This window comes from uncultured Streptococcus sp. (genome assembly GCF_963521255.1).
Classification (GTDB): Bacteria; Bacillota; Bacilli; order Lactobacillales; family Streptococcaceae; genus Streptococcus.
Genome location: NZ_CAUQTU010000003.1, coordinates 25,222 through 41,915, shown reverse-complemented (window position 1 = coordinate 41,915; position 16,694 = coordinate 25,222). Strand labels below are relative to the sequence as shown.

General features: G+C 41.2%; 14 protein-coding genes and 1 tRNA gene. 11 read left to right on the top strand and 4 right to left on the bottom strand.

Going from position 1 to position 16,694, the window contains the following annotated elements; genetic code table 11:
• Nucleotides 1-19 precede the first annotated feature (19 nt).
• From RWP09_RS03205 to RWP09_RS03190, 4 genes are all read right to left on the bottom strand, one after another.
• Entirely contained in the window at nucleotides 20-1,102 is a 1,083-nt protein-coding gene (locus RWP09_RS03205; RefSeq protein WP_000040927.1) for a Xaa-Pro peptidase family protein, read from the bottom strand.
• Between the two features lie 126 nt (nucleotides 1,103-1,228).
• Nucleotides 1,229-2,011 (bottom strand): lipid II isoglutaminyl synthase subunit GatD, encoded by a 783-nt coding sequence (gatD, locus tag RWP09_RS03200; protein WP_314434027.1) that lies wholly within the window; start codon nucleotides 2,009-2,011, stop codon nucleotides 1,229-1,231.
• Nucleotides 2,011-3,354, bottom strand: coding sequence for a lipid II isoglutaminyl synthase subunit MurT (gene murT, locus RWP09_RS03195; protein WP_314434025.1), 1,344 nt, complete (start codon nucleotides 3,352-3,354; stop codon nucleotides 2,011-2,013). The genes gatD and murT overlap by 1 nt, the downstream gene beginning before the upstream one ends.
• Nucleotides 3,355-3,452: 98 nt before the next feature.
• The gene (locus RWP09_RS03190) at nucleotides 3,453-4,769 is read right to left on the bottom strand and encodes an FAD-containing oxidoreductase (RefSeq protein WP_000958932.1); all 1,317 of its coding nucleotides are present in this window, start codon (nucleotides 4,767-4,769) and stop codon (nucleotides 3,453-3,455) included.
• A gap of 192 nt (nucleotides 4,770-4,961) precedes the next feature.
• On the opposite strand from RWP09_RS03190, the gene RWP09_RS03185 reads away from it, so the two are divergent.
• The 11 genes from RWP09_RS03185 (at nucleotide 4,962) to RWP09_RS03135 (ending at nucleotide 16,621) form a co-directional block, all read left to right on the top strand.
• Nucleotides 4,962-6,188, top strand: coding sequence for an OFA family MFS transporter (locus tag RWP09_RS03185; protein ID WP_314434021.1), 1,227 nt, complete (start codon nucleotides 4,962-4,964; stop codon nucleotides 6,186-6,188).
• A gap of 197 nt (nucleotides 6,189-6,385) precedes the next feature.
• Entirely contained in the window at nucleotides 6,386-7,963 is a 1,578-nt protein-coding gene (locus tag RWP09_RS03180; protein WP_314434019.1) for a DEAD/DEAH box helicase, read from the top strand.
• A gap of 255 nt (nucleotides 7,964-8,218) precedes the next feature.
• A complete protein-coding gene (gene codY, locus RWP09_RS03175) occupies nucleotides 8,219-9,007 on the top strand; it encodes a GTP-sensing pleiotropic transcriptional regulator CodY (RefSeq protein ID WP_296171534.1) in 789 nt (262 codons plus the stop codon).
• Nucleotides 9,007-9,582: an isochorismatase family cysteine hydrolase gene (locus RWP09_RS03170; protein ID WP_314434016.1), complete on the top strand. Its 576-nt coding sequence runs from the start codon at nucleotides 9,007-9,009 to the stop codon at nucleotides 9,580-9,582. The genes codY and RWP09_RS03170 overlap by 1 nt, the downstream gene beginning before the upstream one ends.
• Before the next feature lie 81 nt (nucleotides 9,583-9,663).
• Nucleotides 9,664-9,749 (top strand) — tRNA-Leu (locus RWP09_RS03165).
• Between the two features lie 138 nt (nucleotides 9,750-9,887).
• On the top strand, nucleotides 9,888-11,165 hold the full coding sequence (locus RWP09_RS03160; RefSeq protein ID WP_314434014.1) for an ABC transporter permease: 1,278 nt from the start codon (nucleotides 9,888-9,890) through the stop codon (nucleotides 11,163-11,165).
• A 12-nt stretch (nucleotides 11,166-11,177) separates the two neighbouring features.
• Nucleotides 11,178-11,810: an ABC transporter ATP-binding subunit Vex2 gene (gene vex2, locus RWP09_RS03155; RefSeq protein ID WP_125447604.1), complete on the top strand. Its 633-nt coding sequence runs from the start codon at nucleotides 11,178-11,180 to the stop codon at nucleotides 11,808-11,810.
• Between the two features lie 285 nt (nucleotides 11,811-12,095).
• On the top strand, nucleotides 12,096-13,475 hold the full coding sequence (vex3, locus tag RWP09_RS03150; RefSeq protein ID WP_314434011.1) for an ABC transporter permease subunit Vex3: 1,380 nt from the start codon (nucleotides 12,096-12,098) through the stop codon (nucleotides 13,473-13,475).
• Between the two features lie 142 nt (nucleotides 13,476-13,617).
• Entirely contained in the window at nucleotides 13,618-14,274 is a 657-nt protein-coding gene (gene vncR, locus RWP09_RS03145; protein ID WP_000697956.1) for a response regulator transcription factor VncR, read from the top strand.
• Nucleotides 14,271-15,599 carry a sensor histidine kinase VncS gene (gene vncS / locus RWP09_RS03140; protein ID WP_314434009.1) on the top strand — a complete coding sequence of 443 codons (1,329 nt, stop codon included), beginning with the start codon at nucleotides 14,271-14,273 and terminating at the stop codon, nucleotides 15,597-15,599. Before vncR ends, vncS begins: the two co-directional genes overlap by 4 nt.
• 140 nt (nucleotides 15,600-15,739) lie before the next feature.
• On the top strand, nucleotides 15,740-16,621 hold the full coding sequence (locus tag RWP09_RS03135) for a class II fructose-bisphosphate aldolase (protein WP_001019004.1): 882 nt from the start codon (nucleotides 15,740-15,742) through the stop codon (nucleotides 16,619-16,621).
• The last annotated feature ends 73 nt before the right edge of the window (nucleotides 16,622-16,694 follow it).

The window sequence follows — 16,694 nt, the reverse complement described above, 5'->3', positions numbered from 1 at the left end:
TAACTTTTTTTGTATAAATTTAATCAAAATAAAGTAAGTCTTTGCTGGTGCTTGTAAAGAGGTCGAAGCCGTCCTTGGTAACAACACCGCAGTCTTCGATACGAACACCGACTTTACCAGGGATATAGATACCTGGTTCAACAGAGAAGCACATGCCTTCTTCGATGACCATGTCGTTTCCTTCCATGATAGATGGAAATTCATGGACATCCATACCGATACCGTGACCAAGACGGTGGTTGAAGTACTCGCCGTAACCAGCTTTTTCGATGACCTCACGGGCAGCGCGGTCCACTTCATGGGCAGTCACACCTGGTTTGATAAAGTCAAGAGCAGCTTGTTGAGCTTCAAGAGTCAAGTTATAAATGTCTTTCTTGAATTGGTCTGGTTTACCAACAGCGACTGTACGAGTCATATCTGAAGCATAGCCGTTGACCAGAACACCGAGGTCAAAGAGGAGAAGAGCATCATTTTCAACCTTATTAGCTGCTGGAATACCGTGTGGATTTGCAGCATTATCACCAGTCAAGACCATGGTGTCAAAGCTCATTTCATAACCTTCACGCTTCATAGCAAAGTCAATTTGAGCGATGATATCTGTCTCTGTCTTATCAAGAGAAATATTATCAAAACCAACCTTAACTGCCTTGTCCGCATAGAGACCTGCAACCATCATTTTTTGCACTTCATCAGCTGATTTGATGAGGCGCATGCGTTGGATACGAGGAGTGAGGTTGTCAAACTCAGCAGTTTCAAAAACGGTTTTCAAGCCATGGTATTTGGTCAAGATGAGATTGTCAAACTCAACAGCAACACGTTTGAAGTCAAGTTGTGGAAGAGCATGTTTCATTTTTTGCCATGGATTTTCAGAATCCACATAGCCCACAACTGGGAAGGAAACAGTGCTACTTGCACGTTCAACCTCAAGGGCTGGGACAAAGAGGAGGGGTTCCTGATCTGCTAGGACAAAAAGGAACATTTGGCGTTCATGGGGATCACTGTAAAAGCCAGTGAGGTAATTGATTGTGACGGGGTCAGATACGACAGCGACGTCTAGTTTTTCTGATTCAAGATATGTTACGATTTGTTGTAATTTAGACATATGCTACCTTCTTTCTACCCCTCTATTTTGGCAAAAAATGAGAGAAAATGCAAGGGAGAAGGGTAAAAGAAAAGACAAAAAAACTCCGACAAGATAACGGAGTTCTTTGATATAGTTTCACTTTGTTTAAGAAAAGTCAGCCTTGCTTTTGACGTCGCTGTATTCTTCAGCGATTTCTTGGCTGAGAATGTCCTCATAGGCAGGGAGTTGGATGTCCTGACCATATTTCTTCTTGAGGGCAGTAGTGACTAGGCGATAAGCCAGATTGGCATTACGAGAGAGGATAGGCCCGTGGAAGTAGGAACCAAAGACATTCTTATAATGAACCCCTTCGCCGACTTTTTCTTCGTTGTTTCCATTTCCATAGACAACCTGTCCTAGTGGTTTTTGATCATCTGAGAGGAAGGTACGGCCCTGATGATTTTCAAAACCATAGTAGGTTTCATCGAAATCTTCATTGTGAATCTTGATGTCCCCGATAAAACGGTTATTGGTCTGGTTGAGGGTGTAGTGGCCCATGACCCCTAGTCCTTCGATACGTCTCCCTGAAGCTTCAATATAATATTGACCCAATAGTTGGAAACCACCGCAGATAGCCAGAACCACACCGTCGTTTTGGATGTAGTTGTCAATGCTTTCTTTTTTGGCAGGTAGGTCGTCTGCAATAATACTTTGTTCAAAGTCTTGACCACCACCGAAAAAGGCGATGTCATAGTGGTTTTCATCAAAATCATCATGAAGTGAAACGATGTCAATGGTCACATGGGCTCCCAGTTTTTCAGCCACATACTTGAGCATGAGGATGTTTCCATTGTCCCCATAGGTATTCATGAGGTTACCGTAGAGGTGGGCAATGTTGAGCTGATAGGGGTAATTTCCAGCTTTTGAGGAAAGTGAAGTATAAACCATTAGTTCATCTCCTTTCTAACAATCTGACGACTAGCCAGCAGTTCGCGGAATTCCAGCATAGCAGTATAAGTTGCTAGGATATAGGCATGCTTACAGTCTTGGTTCTCAATGGTTTTAAGAACTTGTTCCAGACTACTTGTTTCAGTAATTTTATCAGCTGGATAGCCAGTTACTCGTAGGCGACGTGCGATTTCAGAATGGCGAACACCGCCAGCGTTAATTTCTGGAATATCCATGTCGGTGATTTGTTCAAAATCAGCATCCCAGATCCAGCTTGTATCAATTCCATCTGCATAGTTGGCATTTAGGAGGACAGATAGGCTAAATGGATAAGGAGCTAGTTTAATCATCTCGATAGCTTGGGTTGCACCGACTGGATTTTTAATCAAGACGAGGGTGCATTCCTTGTCACCGATATGGAAGGTTTCTTGGCGTCCAAAGACAGCACGGCTCTTATCAAATCCCTGTTTGATGAGTTGTGAATCTGCACCGAGGAAACGAGCAATAGCAACAGCAGCTAGGGCGTTGTAGATATTATAGAGACCACCGATTTGAATACCGTATTCTTGGCCGTCAATGACAAAGCGCGAGCGATTGTTGGTCAACTCAACTAAGTCTGTCAAGCGATAGTCTAATTCAGGGCGTTTACATTCGCAGCCTTCACAGATATAGGCACCCAAGTTTGCATAGGTATTGTGCTCGTATTTGAGGATGCCTTGGCAGTCAGGACAGAGGATTCCTTCGGTATTATAGTGAGCCAGCTGGGCTGGACCTTTCTCCAAGTCAAAACCAAAATACTGTACAGGATTTGGAATAGCTGGCTTGTAGAAAAGTGGACTGTCTCCATTAAGGAGAACAGTAGCAGTAGGCACCTTACGAATAGCATCCAAAATCATCTTGTAAGTTGTGTAAATCTCACCATAGCGGTCCATCTGGTCACGGAAGATATTAGTGATAACAAATAGGCTTGGCTGGATATAGTCACAGATACGAGATAGACTGGCCTCGTCGATTTCTAGGACGGCAATATTTTTCCCAGTTTTTGAAGATTTGGCTGTTAAGAAGGTTGTCGCAATCCCTGTGATCATGTTAGCACCGCTTGGGTTGGTCAGAACCTGACCATAAACCTCTTTTAAAATGCCGACAGTGAGGGCAGTTGTCAAGGTTTTTCCGTTGGTTCCAGTGACCACGACAATCTCGTAGTTCTTAGCTAGGTTTTGTAAAATATCTTTATCAAATTGAAGGGCAAGTTTTCCTGGAAGGGTACTCCCACGACCAAGACGGCTTAAAATGAAGTGGGAAGAACGCCCAGCAAGAAGGCCTAAAGTAGTTTTTAAGTTCATGTTTCTATTATATCATAAAAGAGGGAAAAGACAGATTTGAGATTCCGCAGAAGTAAAAACAGCCCAAAGAGGGCTGTTAGATACGATTAGATCTCAACTTAAATCGCAAACAAGTCATTCAAGTTCTCAGCCAAGGTTGGGTGAGTGAAGATTTGTTTTGTGAAGTAAGTGTAAGGAATCTTGTTGTCCATAGCAACAGTGATGATGTTGATGATTTCTTGAGAACCTTCTGAGAAGATGCTTGCTCCAAGAATTTCTTTTGTTTCAGTATTAACAACAGCTTTGAAAGCTCCGCGAAGGTCTCCGTTTACGTGACCACGAGGCATTGCTGCAACAGGGATTTCCTTAACAGCGTATGGAAGTTTCAAATCAGCTGCTTGGCTCTCAGTCAAACCTACTTGTGAAAGTGCAGGTGTGATGAACATAGTATTTGGTACATTGAGACGGTCTTCAAGTGTGTAGCTGCCATCTCCAGCAAGGTAGCTGTAGACAACACGGAAGTCATCAAGTGAAATGTAAGTAAATTGAAGGCCACCGTTGACATCTCCAACTGCAAAGACACCAGGAACGTTTGTTTGACAATGTTTGTCTACTTTAATAGCACCACGTTCAGTTAGTTCAATATCTGTATTTTCAAGTTGAAGTGGTTCTACATTTGGTTTGCGTCCAGTTGAGTAGAGAAGGGCGTCGAAACGGTAAGTTTCGTTTTCAGTTACGAGGAGCACTTGGTCACCATCGTTTTTGATTTCAGTAGTGCGGATATTTTGAAGCAATTCAATACCGTCTTCTTCCATATATTGCTTAGCAAGAGCTGCGATGGAAGGTTCTGCACGAGGTAAGAAAGTATCCAAGGCATCTAGAACTGTAACCTTGCTTCCAAGTTTGTTGTAAAGACCAGCAAATTCAAGACCGATATTTCCGCCACCAAGAACTCCAAGTTTTTCAGGCAATTTGTCCAAGTTTTGAATACCTGTTGAGTCAAAGACGTTTTTGCTTGTAGCAAGTCCAGGAATTGGCAAGACGTTTGAAACAGCACCAGTGTTGATGACGATTGTTTCAGCGGTCAGTTCTTTCTTTTCATCACCAGCTTGGATTTCAATGACTTTATTTGAAAGGAAGTGAGCTTCCGCATCAAAGATGTCCACGCCTGTACCAGCAACAGTAGCATAGTTTTTACCGTTGAGGCGACCAGTGATAGTGTTTTTGGTAGCAATCACTTCTTCAAAAGACAAGTCTTTCTCAGCAGCAACTAGCAAAGTTTTAGTTGGGATACAACCAATGTTGATACAAGTTCCACCGTACATAGCTTTGCTACGTTCAACGAGGGCAACTTTTTTGCCAGCTGAAGCCAATTTACCAGCTAGTGTTTTACCAGCTTTACCAAATCCGATAACGATTAAATCATAAGTTAACATTTATCTTCCTCCTATTCGCATTTCATTCTAGCACAAGAGAAAAACTTTTGCACAATTCTGCTACGAAAAAGACAGAAAAAGATAAAAACGTTTTCTAGACAAAAAAATAGTAATTTTTTGACAAGCTTGATAAACTAAAATCCTATCTATTTTTATATAAGATAGAATAAATGTTCGAAAATAGGAGGTTTTATGAAATTGAATCGTTATATTATTGCCTTTGCTGGGGTCATTTTACACTTAATGCTGGGTTCGACTTATGCTTGGAGTGTTTATCGCAACCCTATTATTGAAAAAACGGGATGGGATCAGGCTTCTGTTGCCTTTGCCTTTAGTCTAGCGATCTTTTGTTTGGGATTATCGGCTGCATTTATGGGGCGTTTGGTAGAAAAATTTGGTCCGAGAGTCATGGGGAGTCTATCTGCTTTTCTATACGCAGGTGGAAATATCTTAACAGGATTTGCAATAGACCGTCAGGAGCTGTGGTTGTTGTATCTCGCTTATGGCATTTTAGGTGGACTTGGTTTGGGAGCAGGCTATATTACCCCTGTGTCAACGATTATAAAATGGTTTCCTGATAAACGTGGTCTCGCAACAGGTTTAGCGATTATGGGGTTTGGTTTTGCTTCTTTATTGACTAGTCCCATAGCGCAACATCTCATCGCAGGGGTAGGGCTTGTAGAAACTTTTTATATTTTAGGTGCAAGTTACTTTATTATCATGCTCCTAGCTTCACAATTCATTAAGCGTCCAAATGAGCAAGAGCTTGCAATTTTATCTGTTTCAGGGAAAGAAAAAATAGCCTCTTTGACGCAAGGAATGGCTGCAAATCAGGCCCTGAAAAGTAATCGGTTTTATATACTTTGGATTATTTTCTTTATCAACATAGCTTGTGGTTTAGGCTTAATTTCAGCGGCATCGCCAATGGCACAGGAGATGGCTGGCTTGTCTACAAGTCATGCAGCAGTAATGGTGGGCGTTTTAGGGATTTTCAATGGGTTTGGTCGTTTGCTCTGGGCGAGTCTATCTGACTATATCGGTCGCCCTCTAACCTTTAGTATATTACTGCTTGTCAATCTTTTCTTTTCTCTCTCGCTTTGGCTCTTTACAAATTCCGTTTTATTTGTAGTCGCTATGTCTATTTTGATGACTTGCTATGGAGCTGGTTTTTCATTGATTCCAGCTTATCTCAGTGATATTTTTGGAACCAAGGAATTGGCAGCTCTGCATGGATATATTTTAACAGCTTGGGCAATGGCTGGTTTAGCAGGGCCTATTTTATTAGCAGAGACTTATAAAATGGCTCATTCTTACACACAAACCTTGTTCGTTTTTCTCATTTTATATAGTATAGCCTTGGCTTTGTCTTATTATCTAGGTCGTTCAATTAAAAAGGAAAGCAAAAAACCGCTTACATGATTTTCTAGAGAAATTAGGCTATCTTTTGCTCTGGTCTTGTGTTATACTAGATAGGTTGCAAAGAAAACAGTACTTTTCTTTTGTGGAAAAGAAGCAACACGATTTTATATCCAGTATATGAAAATACGTCATAAAAAGAAAAGTATAAACTAAGCCCTATAGGGTGGCTTCGCACCACCTTTAGAAAGAAGAAGAACGTGAAATTTAATGAATTAAACTTGTCTGCTGATTTGCTAGCAGAGATTGAAAAAGCTGGTTTTGTAGAAGCCAGTCCTATCCAAGAACAAACTATTCCCTTGGCCCTTGAAGGCAAGGATGTTATCGGTCAAGCTCAGACTGGTACAGGAAAAACTGCAGCCTTTGGCTTGCCTACCCTTGAAAAAATCCGTACAGAAGAAGCGACTATCCAAGCCTTGGTCATCGCTCCAACTCGTGAACTAGCTGTCCAAAGTCAAGAAGAACTCTTCCGCTTTGGTCGCAGTAAGGGAGTCAAGGTTCGCTCAGTATATGGTGGATCAAGCATCGAAAAACAAATTAAGGCTCTTAAATCTGGTGCCCATATCGTGGTGGGAACACCTGGTCGCCTTTTGGACTTGATTAAACGCAAGGCCTTGAAATTACAAGATATTGAAACTCTTATCCTTGACGAAGCGGATGAAATGCTCAACATGGGCTTCCTTGAAGACATTGAAGCTATCATTTCTCGTGTTCCTGAAAACCGTCAAACTTTGCTTTTCTCAGCAACTATGCCAGATGCCATCAAACGTATCGGTGTTCAGTTTATGAAGGAACCTGAGCATGTCAAGATTGCTGCCAAGGAATTGACAACAGAATTGGTTGACCAATACTATATCCGAGTCAAAGAACAAGAAAAATTTGATACCATGACCCGTCTCATGGACGTGGAACAACCAGAACTTGCTATCGTATTTGGTCGTACCAAACGTCGTGTAGATGAATTGACTCGTGGTCTTAAAATCCGTGGTTTCCGTGCAGAAGGAATTCATGGCGACCTAGACCAAAACAAACGTCTTCGTGTCCTTCGTGACTTTAAAAATGGTAATCTTGATGTTTTGGTTGCGACAGACGTTGCTGCGCGTGGTTTGGATATTTCAGGTGTGACTCATGTCTATAACTACGATATTACACAAGATCCTGAAAGTTATGTTCACCGTATCGGTCGTACAGGTCGTGCTGGTAAGTCAGGCCAGTCGATTACCTTTGTTGCTCCAAACGAAATGGGCTACCTTCAAATTATTGAAAACTTGACCAAGAAACGCATGAAAGGTCTCAAACCTGCAAGTGCAGAAGAAGCCTTCCAAGCTAAAAAACAGGTGGCTCTCAAGAAAATCGAACGTGATTTTGCAGATGAGACTATCCGTAGTAACTTTGAGAAATTTGGCAAGGATGCTCGTAAGCTGGTTGCCGAATTTACTCCAGAAGAATTGGCAATGTATATTTTGAGTCTGACAGTCCAAGACCCAGATAGCCTTCCAGAGGTTGAAATTGAGCGTGAAAAACCACTTCCGTTTAAACCATCGGGTAATGGCTTCGGTGGCAAAGCTAAGGGAGGTCGTGGAGGCCGTAGTGGGGACGACCGTCGAGACCGTGATCGCCGTGGCAATGGTCGTCGTGATGATTTCAAAAAAGGAAGTCGTGGCAATGATCGTTTTGATAAAGACAGACGTTACCGTAATAAAGACAATAAAAAACCACGAAATACTTCAAGTGAAAAGCAAACAGGCTTTGTTATTCGTAACAAGGGCGATAAATAAGAAAAAGCGGTTCAAAATGAATCGCTTTTTTATATAAGGAGACCGAATGGAAAAGAAAGATAAATAAAATAGATATATTATCTTCTTGTAATATTATAATACACAAAAATAGGGAACTTGTCAATAGAAAAGAAGCAATTTAATTAAAAATATTCTTGTTTTTTCAAATTGCAATTAAATAAGCAATTTTCAGATAATAATTGAAAATTCAAGCTGTTTATGTTATAATGATAGCGATTAAATTCGAGGTGAAAAATGGCACATTTATTAGAAAAAACTAGAAAAATTACTTCTATTCTGAAGCGCTCGGAGGAGCAGTTACAGGAAGAACTTCCCTACAATGCGATTACCCGTCAATTGGCAGATATTATTGACTGTAACGCTTGTATCGTCAATAGCAAGGGACGTCTCCTTGGTTATTTTATGCGTTACAAAACCAATACGGATCGTGTAGAGCAGTTTTTCCAAACTAAGATTTTCCCTGAAATATATATTCAGGGGGCCAACATGATTTATGATACAGAAGCCAATCTGACAGTTGATCACGATTTGAGTATTTTCCCTGTGGAAAGTCGTGCCGACTTTCCAGATGGTTTGACGACAATTGCACCGATTCATGTATCAGGGATTCGCCTTGGTTCTTTGATTATTTGGCGCAATGACAAAGAATTTGATGACGAGGACTTGATTCTTGTTGAGATTGCGAGTACCGTTGTTGGGATTCAACTTCTCAACTTCCAGCGTGAAGAAGATGAGAAAAATATCCGTCGCCGTACTGCTGTTACCATGGCGGTTAATACCCTTTCTTACTCCGAACTCCGTGCTGTTTCAGCAATTTTAGGGGAATTAAATGGAAATGAAGGTCAGTTAACTGCGTCTGTGATTGCAGACCGTATCGGAATTACCCGTTCTGTGATTGTCAATGCTCTTCGTAAACTTGAGTCTGCGGGGATTATTGAAAGTCGCTCACTTGGAATGAAGGGAACATATCTTAAGGTCTTGATTTCAGATATTTTTGAAGAAGTGAAGAAAAGAGATTACTAATGACTAAAGCTTTGATTTCGATTGACTATACCGAAGATTTTGTTGCAGATAGTGGAAAATTGACAGCAGGTGCTCCAGCTCAAGCTATTTCGGATGCTATTAGAAAGGTGACTCGATTAGCTTTTGAACGCGGAGATTATATCTTCTTTACCATCGATGCTCACGAAGAAAACGATTGTTTCCATCCAGAAAGCAAGCTATTTCCTCCTCATAATTTGATTGGGACTAGTGGACGCAATTTATATGGAGATCTGGGGATCTTTTATCAAGAGCATGGTTCAGACAGTCGTGTCTTTTGGATGGATAAACGCCATTACTCAGCCTTTTCAGGAACTGATCTGGATATCCGTTTGAGAGAGCGTCGCGTGTCTACAGTTATTTTAACAGGTGTCTTGACGGACATCTGTGTCCTGCATACAGCTATAGATGCCTACAATCTAGGATATGATATCGAGATTGTTAAACCAGCTGTTGCTTCCATCTGGCCTGAAAATCACCAATTTGCCCTAGGGCATTTCAAAAATACACTTGGAGCTAAGTTAGTAGATGAAAATCTAAATGAAATTTCAGAGTAACTTGGTTGGTGAAAATGAAAAAAATTTGAAAAAAGTGTTGACAAGCATCCTAAAAGTTGATATACTAGTAAAGTAATCGACGCGGGGATGGCGGAATTGGCAGACGCGCAGGACTAAGGATCCTGTGACCGCTTTAGGTCGTGAGGGTTCAAGTCCCTCTCTCCGCATAGGATAAGAGTTAGCTTAGGCTAGCTCTTTTGTTTTCATCTAATTCAAGTAGAGCAAAAAAATTTTGCTCTTTTTTGTATTTCATAAACATTTCATATTTGGATTTTATAATAGTCTTACAAATATGGAGGTGACAAATGAATCCAATCCAAAGAGCTTGGGCTTATGTCAGCAGAAAACGACTGAGAAGTTTTATTTTATTTCTGATTTTATTGGTCCTATTGGCCGGAATTTCAGCCTGTTTGACGCTAATGAAGTCCAACAAAACGGTTGAAACCAATCTTTATAAATCACTCAACACATCTTTTTCTATTAAGAAGATAGAAAATGGACAGACCTTCAAGTTGTCAGAGATAGCGTCCGTGAGCAAGATTAAGGGACTGGAAAATGTTTCTCCTGAGTTGGAGACGATTGCAAAATTAAAAGACAAGGAAGCGGTGAGTGGCGAGCAGAGCGTGGAGCGTGATGATTTGTCAGCTGCAGACAAGAACTTGGTTAGCTTGACAGCTCTTGAGGATTCATCCAAGGATGTGACCTTTACCAGTTCGGCTTTCAATCTAAAAGAAGGGCGACATCTTCAAAAAGGAGATTCCAATAAAATTCTAATCCACGAAGAGCTGGTTAAAAAGAATAGTCTTTCCCTTCATGACAAGATTGCCTTAGATGCTGGTCAGTCAGAAGCTGGCAAAGGACAAACAGTGGAGTTTGAGATTGTCGGCATCTTTTCTGGTAAAAAACAGGAGAAATTCACGGGTTTGTCTTCCGACTTCAGTGAAAACCAAGTCTTTACAGACTATGAAAGTAGCCAAAGCCTTTTGGGTAATGGTGAATCTCTAGTCAGTGCAGCTCGCTTCTATGTAGAAAATCCTAAGGAAATGGACGAACTCATGAAGCAGGTAGAAAACTTGTCTTTGGAAAATAACGGTTATCAAGTTGAGAAAGAAAACAAGACTTTTGAACAAATCAAAGACTCGGTTGCTACCTTCCAAACCTTCCTAACCATCTTCCTTTATGGGATGTTGATAGCAGGAGCTGGGGCCTTAATTCTTGTTTTGTCTCTCTGGTTGAGAGAAAGGGTCTACGAAGTGGGAATTTTACTGGCACTTGGAAAAGGCAAGAGCTCGATTTTCCTACAATTCTGTTTAGAGGTAGTTTTGGTATCTCTCGGTGCTTTGCTTCCAGCATTTGCTGCAGGAAACGCCATCACAACTTACCTACTCCAAACTCTACTAGCAAGTGGAGATCAGACAAGCTTACAAGATACACTAGCCAAAGCAAGCAGTCTATCAACCAGCATCCTATCTTTTGCAGAATCCTATGTTTTTCTAGTTCTGCTTAGTTGCTTATCTGTAGCCCTTTGTTTCCTATTCTTATTTAGAAAATCGCCGAAAGAAATTTTATCATCTATTAGTTAAGAAGGAGAAATCATGACTTTATTACAATTACAAGATGTTACCTACCGTTATAAGAACACTGCTGAAGCAGTCCTATATCAGATCAATTATAATTTTGAACCCGGGAAATTTTACAGTATTATTGGTGAGTCAGGAGCAGGAAAATCCACACTCTTGTCCCTACTTGCTGGTTTAGATAGTCCTGTTGAAGGTTCTATCCTTTTTCAAGGAGAGGACATTCGTAAGAAGGGCTATTCTTACCATCGCATGCACCATATTTCCCTGGTATTTCAAAATTATAACTTGATAGATTATCTTTCTCCACTTGAAAATATCCGCTTGGTCAACAAAAAGGCAAGCAAGGATACACTGCTTGAGCTTGGTTTGGATGAAAGTCAGATCAAGCGGAATGTTCTCCAGTTATCAGGTGGTCAACAACAACGTGTTGCCATTGCTCGTAGTTTGGTATCAGAAGCTCCAGTTATTCTTGCAGATGAGCCAACGGGAAATCTGGACCCTAAAACTGCTGGAGATATTGTCGAACTGCTCAAATCACTTGCCCAGAAAACAGGTAAATGTGTCATCGTCGTCACTCACAGTAAAGAAGTGGCACAAGCATCAGATATTACACTTGAGTTGAAGGATAAGAAACTGACTGAAATATAGAATCTAGTTATTAAACTTTAAACTAGTATTAGTTGGTAACCAGATACGTGTAAAGTAATAATAAACGAAGTGAGTCTTTAACAACTATTTCCCGCAGTAGTGATAGCCTAGATAATAACAAAGTTATTATCTAGGCCGGAATTTTTGAGACATATGGCTCAAAAATTAGGGATGAAATTCCTACAGGAAGTTGCTCCCGTCCGCACAATCTAAGGGAAATAGTAAAAAAATAATTTATATAAGTTATAAGACATTGAAATAGAACAAAATCTAGAAAGGGAACCTATGTTACACAACGCATTTGCCTATGTTACAAGGAAGTTTTTCAAATCGATTGTCATCTTCCTGATTATTCTCCTCATGGCGAGCTTGAGTTTGGTTGGCTTGTCAATCAAGGGAGCTACTGCCAAGGCTTCTCAGGAGACCTTTAAAAATATCACCAACAGCTTTTCCATGCAAATCAATCGTCGCGTCAATCAAGGAACGCCACGTGGTGCTGGGAATATTAAAGGTGAAGATATCAAAAAAATCACCGAAAACAAGGCCATTGAGTCTTATGTAAAACGCATCAACGCTATCGGAGATTTGACTGGATATGAGCTTATCGAAACGCCAGAAACCAAGAAAAATCTGACTCCTGACCGTGCCAAACATTTTGGAAGTAGCTTGATGATTACAGGTGTCAATGACTCCTCTAAAGAAGACAAGTTTGTCTCTGGTTCTTATAAGCTGGTCGAAGGTGAGCACTTAACAAACGACGACAAGGACAAGATCCTCATGCACAAGGACTTGGCAGCCAAACACGGCTGGAAAGTAGGGGACAAGGTCAAACTAGACTCTAATATCTACGATGCAGACAATGAAAAAGGTGCCAAGGAAACAGTCGAAGTGACAATCAAGGGACTCTTTGATGGTCATAATAAGTCAGCAGTAACCTACTCACAAGAACTCTATGAAAATACAGCTATCACTGACATTCACACTGCTGCAAAACTTTATGGATACACAGAAGACACAGCTATTTATGGGGACGCAACCTTCTTTGTAACAGCGGACAAGAACTTGGATGATGTTATGAAAGAGTTGAATGGCATCAGTGGTATCAACTGGAAGAGCTATACACTAGTGAAGAGCTCCTCAAACTACCCAGCTCTTGAGCAATCCATTTCTGGTATGTACAAGATGGCCAACCTCCTCTTCTGGGGCAGCTTGAGCTTCTCAGTCCTTCTCCTTGCCCTCTTGCTCAGCCTTTGGATCAATGCCCGTCGCAAGGAAGTGGGTATTCTCCTCTCTATTGGTCTCAAGCAGGCAAGTATCTTGGGTCAATTCATCACTGAATCCATCTTGATTGCTATCCCTGCTCTTGTTTCTGCTTACTTCTTAGCTACTTACACAGCGCGTGCAATCGGAAATACTGTTCTTGCCAACGTCACTTCAGGTGTTGCCAAGCAAGCCAGCAAGGCTGCTCAAGCCTCTAACCTTGGTGGTGGTGCAGAAGTAGATGGCTTTAGTAAGACCTTGTCGAGCCTAGATATTTCTATTCAGACATCAGACTTTATCATCGTCTTTGTCCTTGCTTTAGTTCTAGTCGTTCTAGTTATGGCACTTGCTTCAAGCAATCTCCTTAGAAAACAACCAAAAGAGCTTCTGCTGGATAGTGAATAATAAACTTGCTACCTATTCTCCCCTAAATGGGGTATAATATAGGTAGCATTTTTATCTATTTTATCTTGGTAAGGCCTCTGTTTATCAGGATGAAACTGAGATAATTTATAAGAAATTTAAAGGAATGTGAAACGTTTTTTCTATGAAAATTTTAATTGTAGAAGATGAAGAGATGATCCGTGAGGGGGTCAGTGATTATTTGACGGATTGTGGCTATGAAACCATTGAGGCTGCAGATGGGCAAGAAGCTTTAGAAAAATTTTCTAGCTATGAGGTGGCCTTAGTTTTACTAGATATCCAGATGCCTAAGCTCAATGGTCTGGAAGTGCTAGCTGAGATTCGCAAAACCAGCCAAGTTCCTGTCCTGATGTTGACCGCCTTTCAGGATGAGGAATACAAGATGAGTGCCTTTGCTTCTCTGGCAGATGGCTATCTGGAAAAGCCCTTCTCCCTCTCCCTCTTAAAAGTGAGGGTGGACGCGATTTTCAAGCGCTATTACGATACAGGACGCGTCTTTTCTTACAAGGATACCAAGGTGGATTTTGAGAGCTACAGTGCAAGCCTCTCAGGTGAGGAAGTAGCTATCAATGCCAAAGAGTTAGAAATTCTGGACTATCTGGTAAAAAATGAAGGACGAGCCTTGACTCGATCTCAGATAATCGATGCCGTATGGAAAGCGACAGATGAGGTTCCCTTTGACCGAGTCATTGATGTTTATATCAAGGAATTGCGGAAAAAGCTAGACTTGGATTGTATCCTCACTGTGCGCAATGTTGGTTATAAATTGGAGCGAAAATGAAACGAACAGGTTTATTTACAAAGATATTTATCTATACCTTCTCGATATTTAGTGTTCTGGTTATCTGCCTTCATTTAGCCATTTATTTTCTCTTTCCCTCGACTTATCTGAGCCACCGTCAGGAAACCATTGGCCAGAAAGCGACAGCCATTGCCCAGTCCCTAGAAGGGAAGGATAGGCAGAGCATCGAGCAAGTGTTAGACTTGTATTCCCAGACTAGTGATATCAAGGGGGTAGTCAAGGGGGAGATGACCGAGGACAAGTTAGAAGTCAAGGACAGTCTTCCTTTGGATACAGACCGCCAGACAACCTCTCTTTTTATCGAGGAGCGTGAGGTGAAAACGCAAGATGGTAGCACTATGACTCTTCAATTTCTAGCTTCCATGGATTTGCAAAAGGAAGCAGAGCAGATTAGTCTCCAATTTCTCCCCTATACCTTTTTGGCATCCTTTCTGATTTCCCTCTTGGTGGCCTATATCTATGCTCGGACAATTGTGGCTCCGATTTTGGAAATCAAGCGGGTGACTCGTCGAATGATGGAACTAGATACCCAAGTGCGATTGCGCGTGGATTCTAAGGATGAGATTGGTGATCTCAAGGAACAAATCAATAGCCTCTATCAGCATCTTTTGACTGTCATTGCGGACTTGCATGACAAGAATGAAGCTATTCTCCAGCTGGAGAAGATGAAGGTTGAGTTCCTACGTGGTGCCTCTCATGAATTGAAAACACCTCTGGCTAGTTTGAAAATCCTGATTGAAAACATGAAAGAAAATGTCGGTCGTTATAAGGATAGAGACCGATATCTGGGAGTTGCCTTAGGAATTGTGGATGAGCTCAATCACCACGTTCTCCAGATACTTTCTCTCTCGTCTGTGCAGGAATTACGAGATGATAGGGAAGAAATTGATTTGCTCCAGATGACGCAAAGTCTGGTTAAGGATTATGCCTTACTAGCCAAGGAAAGAGATCTCCAGATAGACAATAGCTTGACCCGTCAGCAGGTTTATCTAAACCCATCAGTTATGAAGTTAATCCTGTCTAACCTTATCAGCAATGCCATTAAGCACTCTGTTCCAGGTGGCTTAGTTCGCATTGGAGAAAGAGAAGGGCAACTCTTTATAGACAATAGCTGCAGTCCAGAAGAACAAGAAAAACTAGCCCAGTCTTTTTCTGATAATGCTAGTCGCAAGGCCAAGGGGTCAGGGATGGGGCTCTTTGTGGTCAAGAGTCTATTAGAACATGAAAAATTAGCTTATCGTTTCGAGATGGAGGAGAATCGTTTAACCTTCTTTATAGCTTTTCCAAAAGTAGCTCAAGACTAGGGAGAGAAAGGGTTTACATAGATGAAGCTAGAAGAAATTCAATCGAAACTGTGGGAAAAACTAGATTTTTTTGTCAAAAAGTGATAAAATGAACAATGTAAATGGGATGACCCATAAAAATATACAGGAGGCCTGATAAAATGGCAATCGTTTCAGCAGAAAAATTTGTCCAAGCAGCTCGTGACAACGGTTATGCAGTTGGTGGATTTAACACAAACAACCTTGAGTGGACTCAAGCTATCTTGCGCGCAGCAGAAGCTAAAAAAGCTCCAGTTTTGATCCAAACTTCAATGGGTGCTGCTAAATACATGGGTGGTTACAAAGTTGCTCGCAACTTGATCGCTAACCTTGTTGAATCAATGGGTATCACTGTACCAGTAGCTATCCACCTTGACCACGGTCACTACGAAGATGCACTTGAGTGTATCGAAGTTGGATATACTTCAGTTATGTTTGATGGTTCACATCTTCCAGTTGAAGAAAACCTTAAATTAGCTAAAGAAGTTGTTGAAAAAGCACACGCAAAAGGTGTATCAGTAGAAGCTGAAGTTGGTACTATCGGTGGTGAAGAAGACGGAATCATCGGTGATGGCGAATTGGCTCCAATCGAAGATGCTCAAGCAATGGTTGCAACTGGTATTGACTTCTTGGCAGCTGGTATTGGTAACATCCATGGTCCTTACCCAGCAAACTGGAAAGGTCTTCACCTTGATCACTTGCAAAAATTGACAGAAGCAGTACCTGGATTCCCAATCGTATTGCACGGTGGTTCAGGTATTCCTGATGAGCAAATCCAAGCAGCTATCAAACTTGGTGTTGCCAAAGTTAATGTTAACACTGAATGTCAAATCGCATTCGCTAACGCAACTCGTAAATTTGCTCGTGATTACGAAGCAAACGAAGCAGAATACGACAAGAAAAAACTCTTTGACCCACGTAAATTCTTGGCTGACGGTGTAAAAGCTATCCAAGCATCAGTTGAAGAACGTATCGACGTATTCGGTTCAGAAGGTAAAGCTTAATCAAGCTAAACAATACAGAAAGAACCTGCCCATTGGGTGGGTTTTTTGTTTACACATCTAATTGAGTGTAACA

Bases quoted from the DNA above. Each gene is read 5' to 3' on its own strand.
- RWP09_RS03205 (WP_000040927.1), bottom strand. From the start codon at position 1,102: ATGTCTAAATTACAACAAATCGTAACATATCTTGAATCAGAAAAACTA.
- gatD (WP_314434027.1), bottom strand. From the start codon at position 2,011: ATGGTTTATACTTCACTTTCCTCAAAAGCTGGAAATTACCCCTATCAG.
- murT (WP_314434025.1), bottom strand. From the start codon at position 3,354: ATGAACTTAAAAACTACTTTAGGCCTTCTTGCTGGGCGTTCTTCCCAC.
- RWP09_RS03190 (WP_000958932.1), bottom strand. From the start codon at position 4,769: ATGTTAACTTATGATTTAATCGTTATCGGATTTGGTAAAGCTGGTAAA.
- RWP09_RS03185 (WP_314434021.1), top strand. From the start codon at position 4,962: ATGAAATTGAATCGTTATATTATTGCCTTTGCTGGGGTCATTTTACAC.
- codY (WP_296171534.1), top strand. From the start codon at position 8,219: ATGGCACATTTATTAGAAAAAACTAGAAAAATTACTTCTATTCTGAAG.
- RWP09_RS03170 (WP_314434016.1), top strand. From the start codon at position 9,007: ATGACTAAAGCTTTGATTTCGATTGACTATACCGAAGATTTTGTTGCA.
- RWP09_RS03160 (WP_314434014.1), top strand. From the start codon at position 9,888: ATGAATCCAATCCAAAGAGCTTGGGCTTATGTCAGCAGAAAACGACTG.
- vex2 (WP_125447604.1), top strand. From the start codon at position 11,178: ATGACTTTATTACAATTACAAGATGTTACCTACCGTTATAAGAACACT.
- vex3 (WP_314434011.1), top strand. From the start codon at position 12,096: ATGTTACACAACGCATTTGCCTATGTTACAAGGAAGTTTTTCAAATCG.
- vncR (WP_000697956.1), top strand. From the start codon at position 13,618: ATGAAAATTTTAATTGTAGAAGATGAAGAGATGATCCGTGAGGGGGTC.
- vncS (WP_314434009.1), top strand. From the start codon at position 14,271: ATGAAACGAACAGGTTTATTTACAAAGATATTTATCTATACCTTCTCG.
- RWP09_RS03135 (WP_001019004.1), top strand. From the start codon at position 15,740: ATGGCAATCGTTTCAGCAGAAAAATTTGTCCAAGCAGCTCGTGACAAC.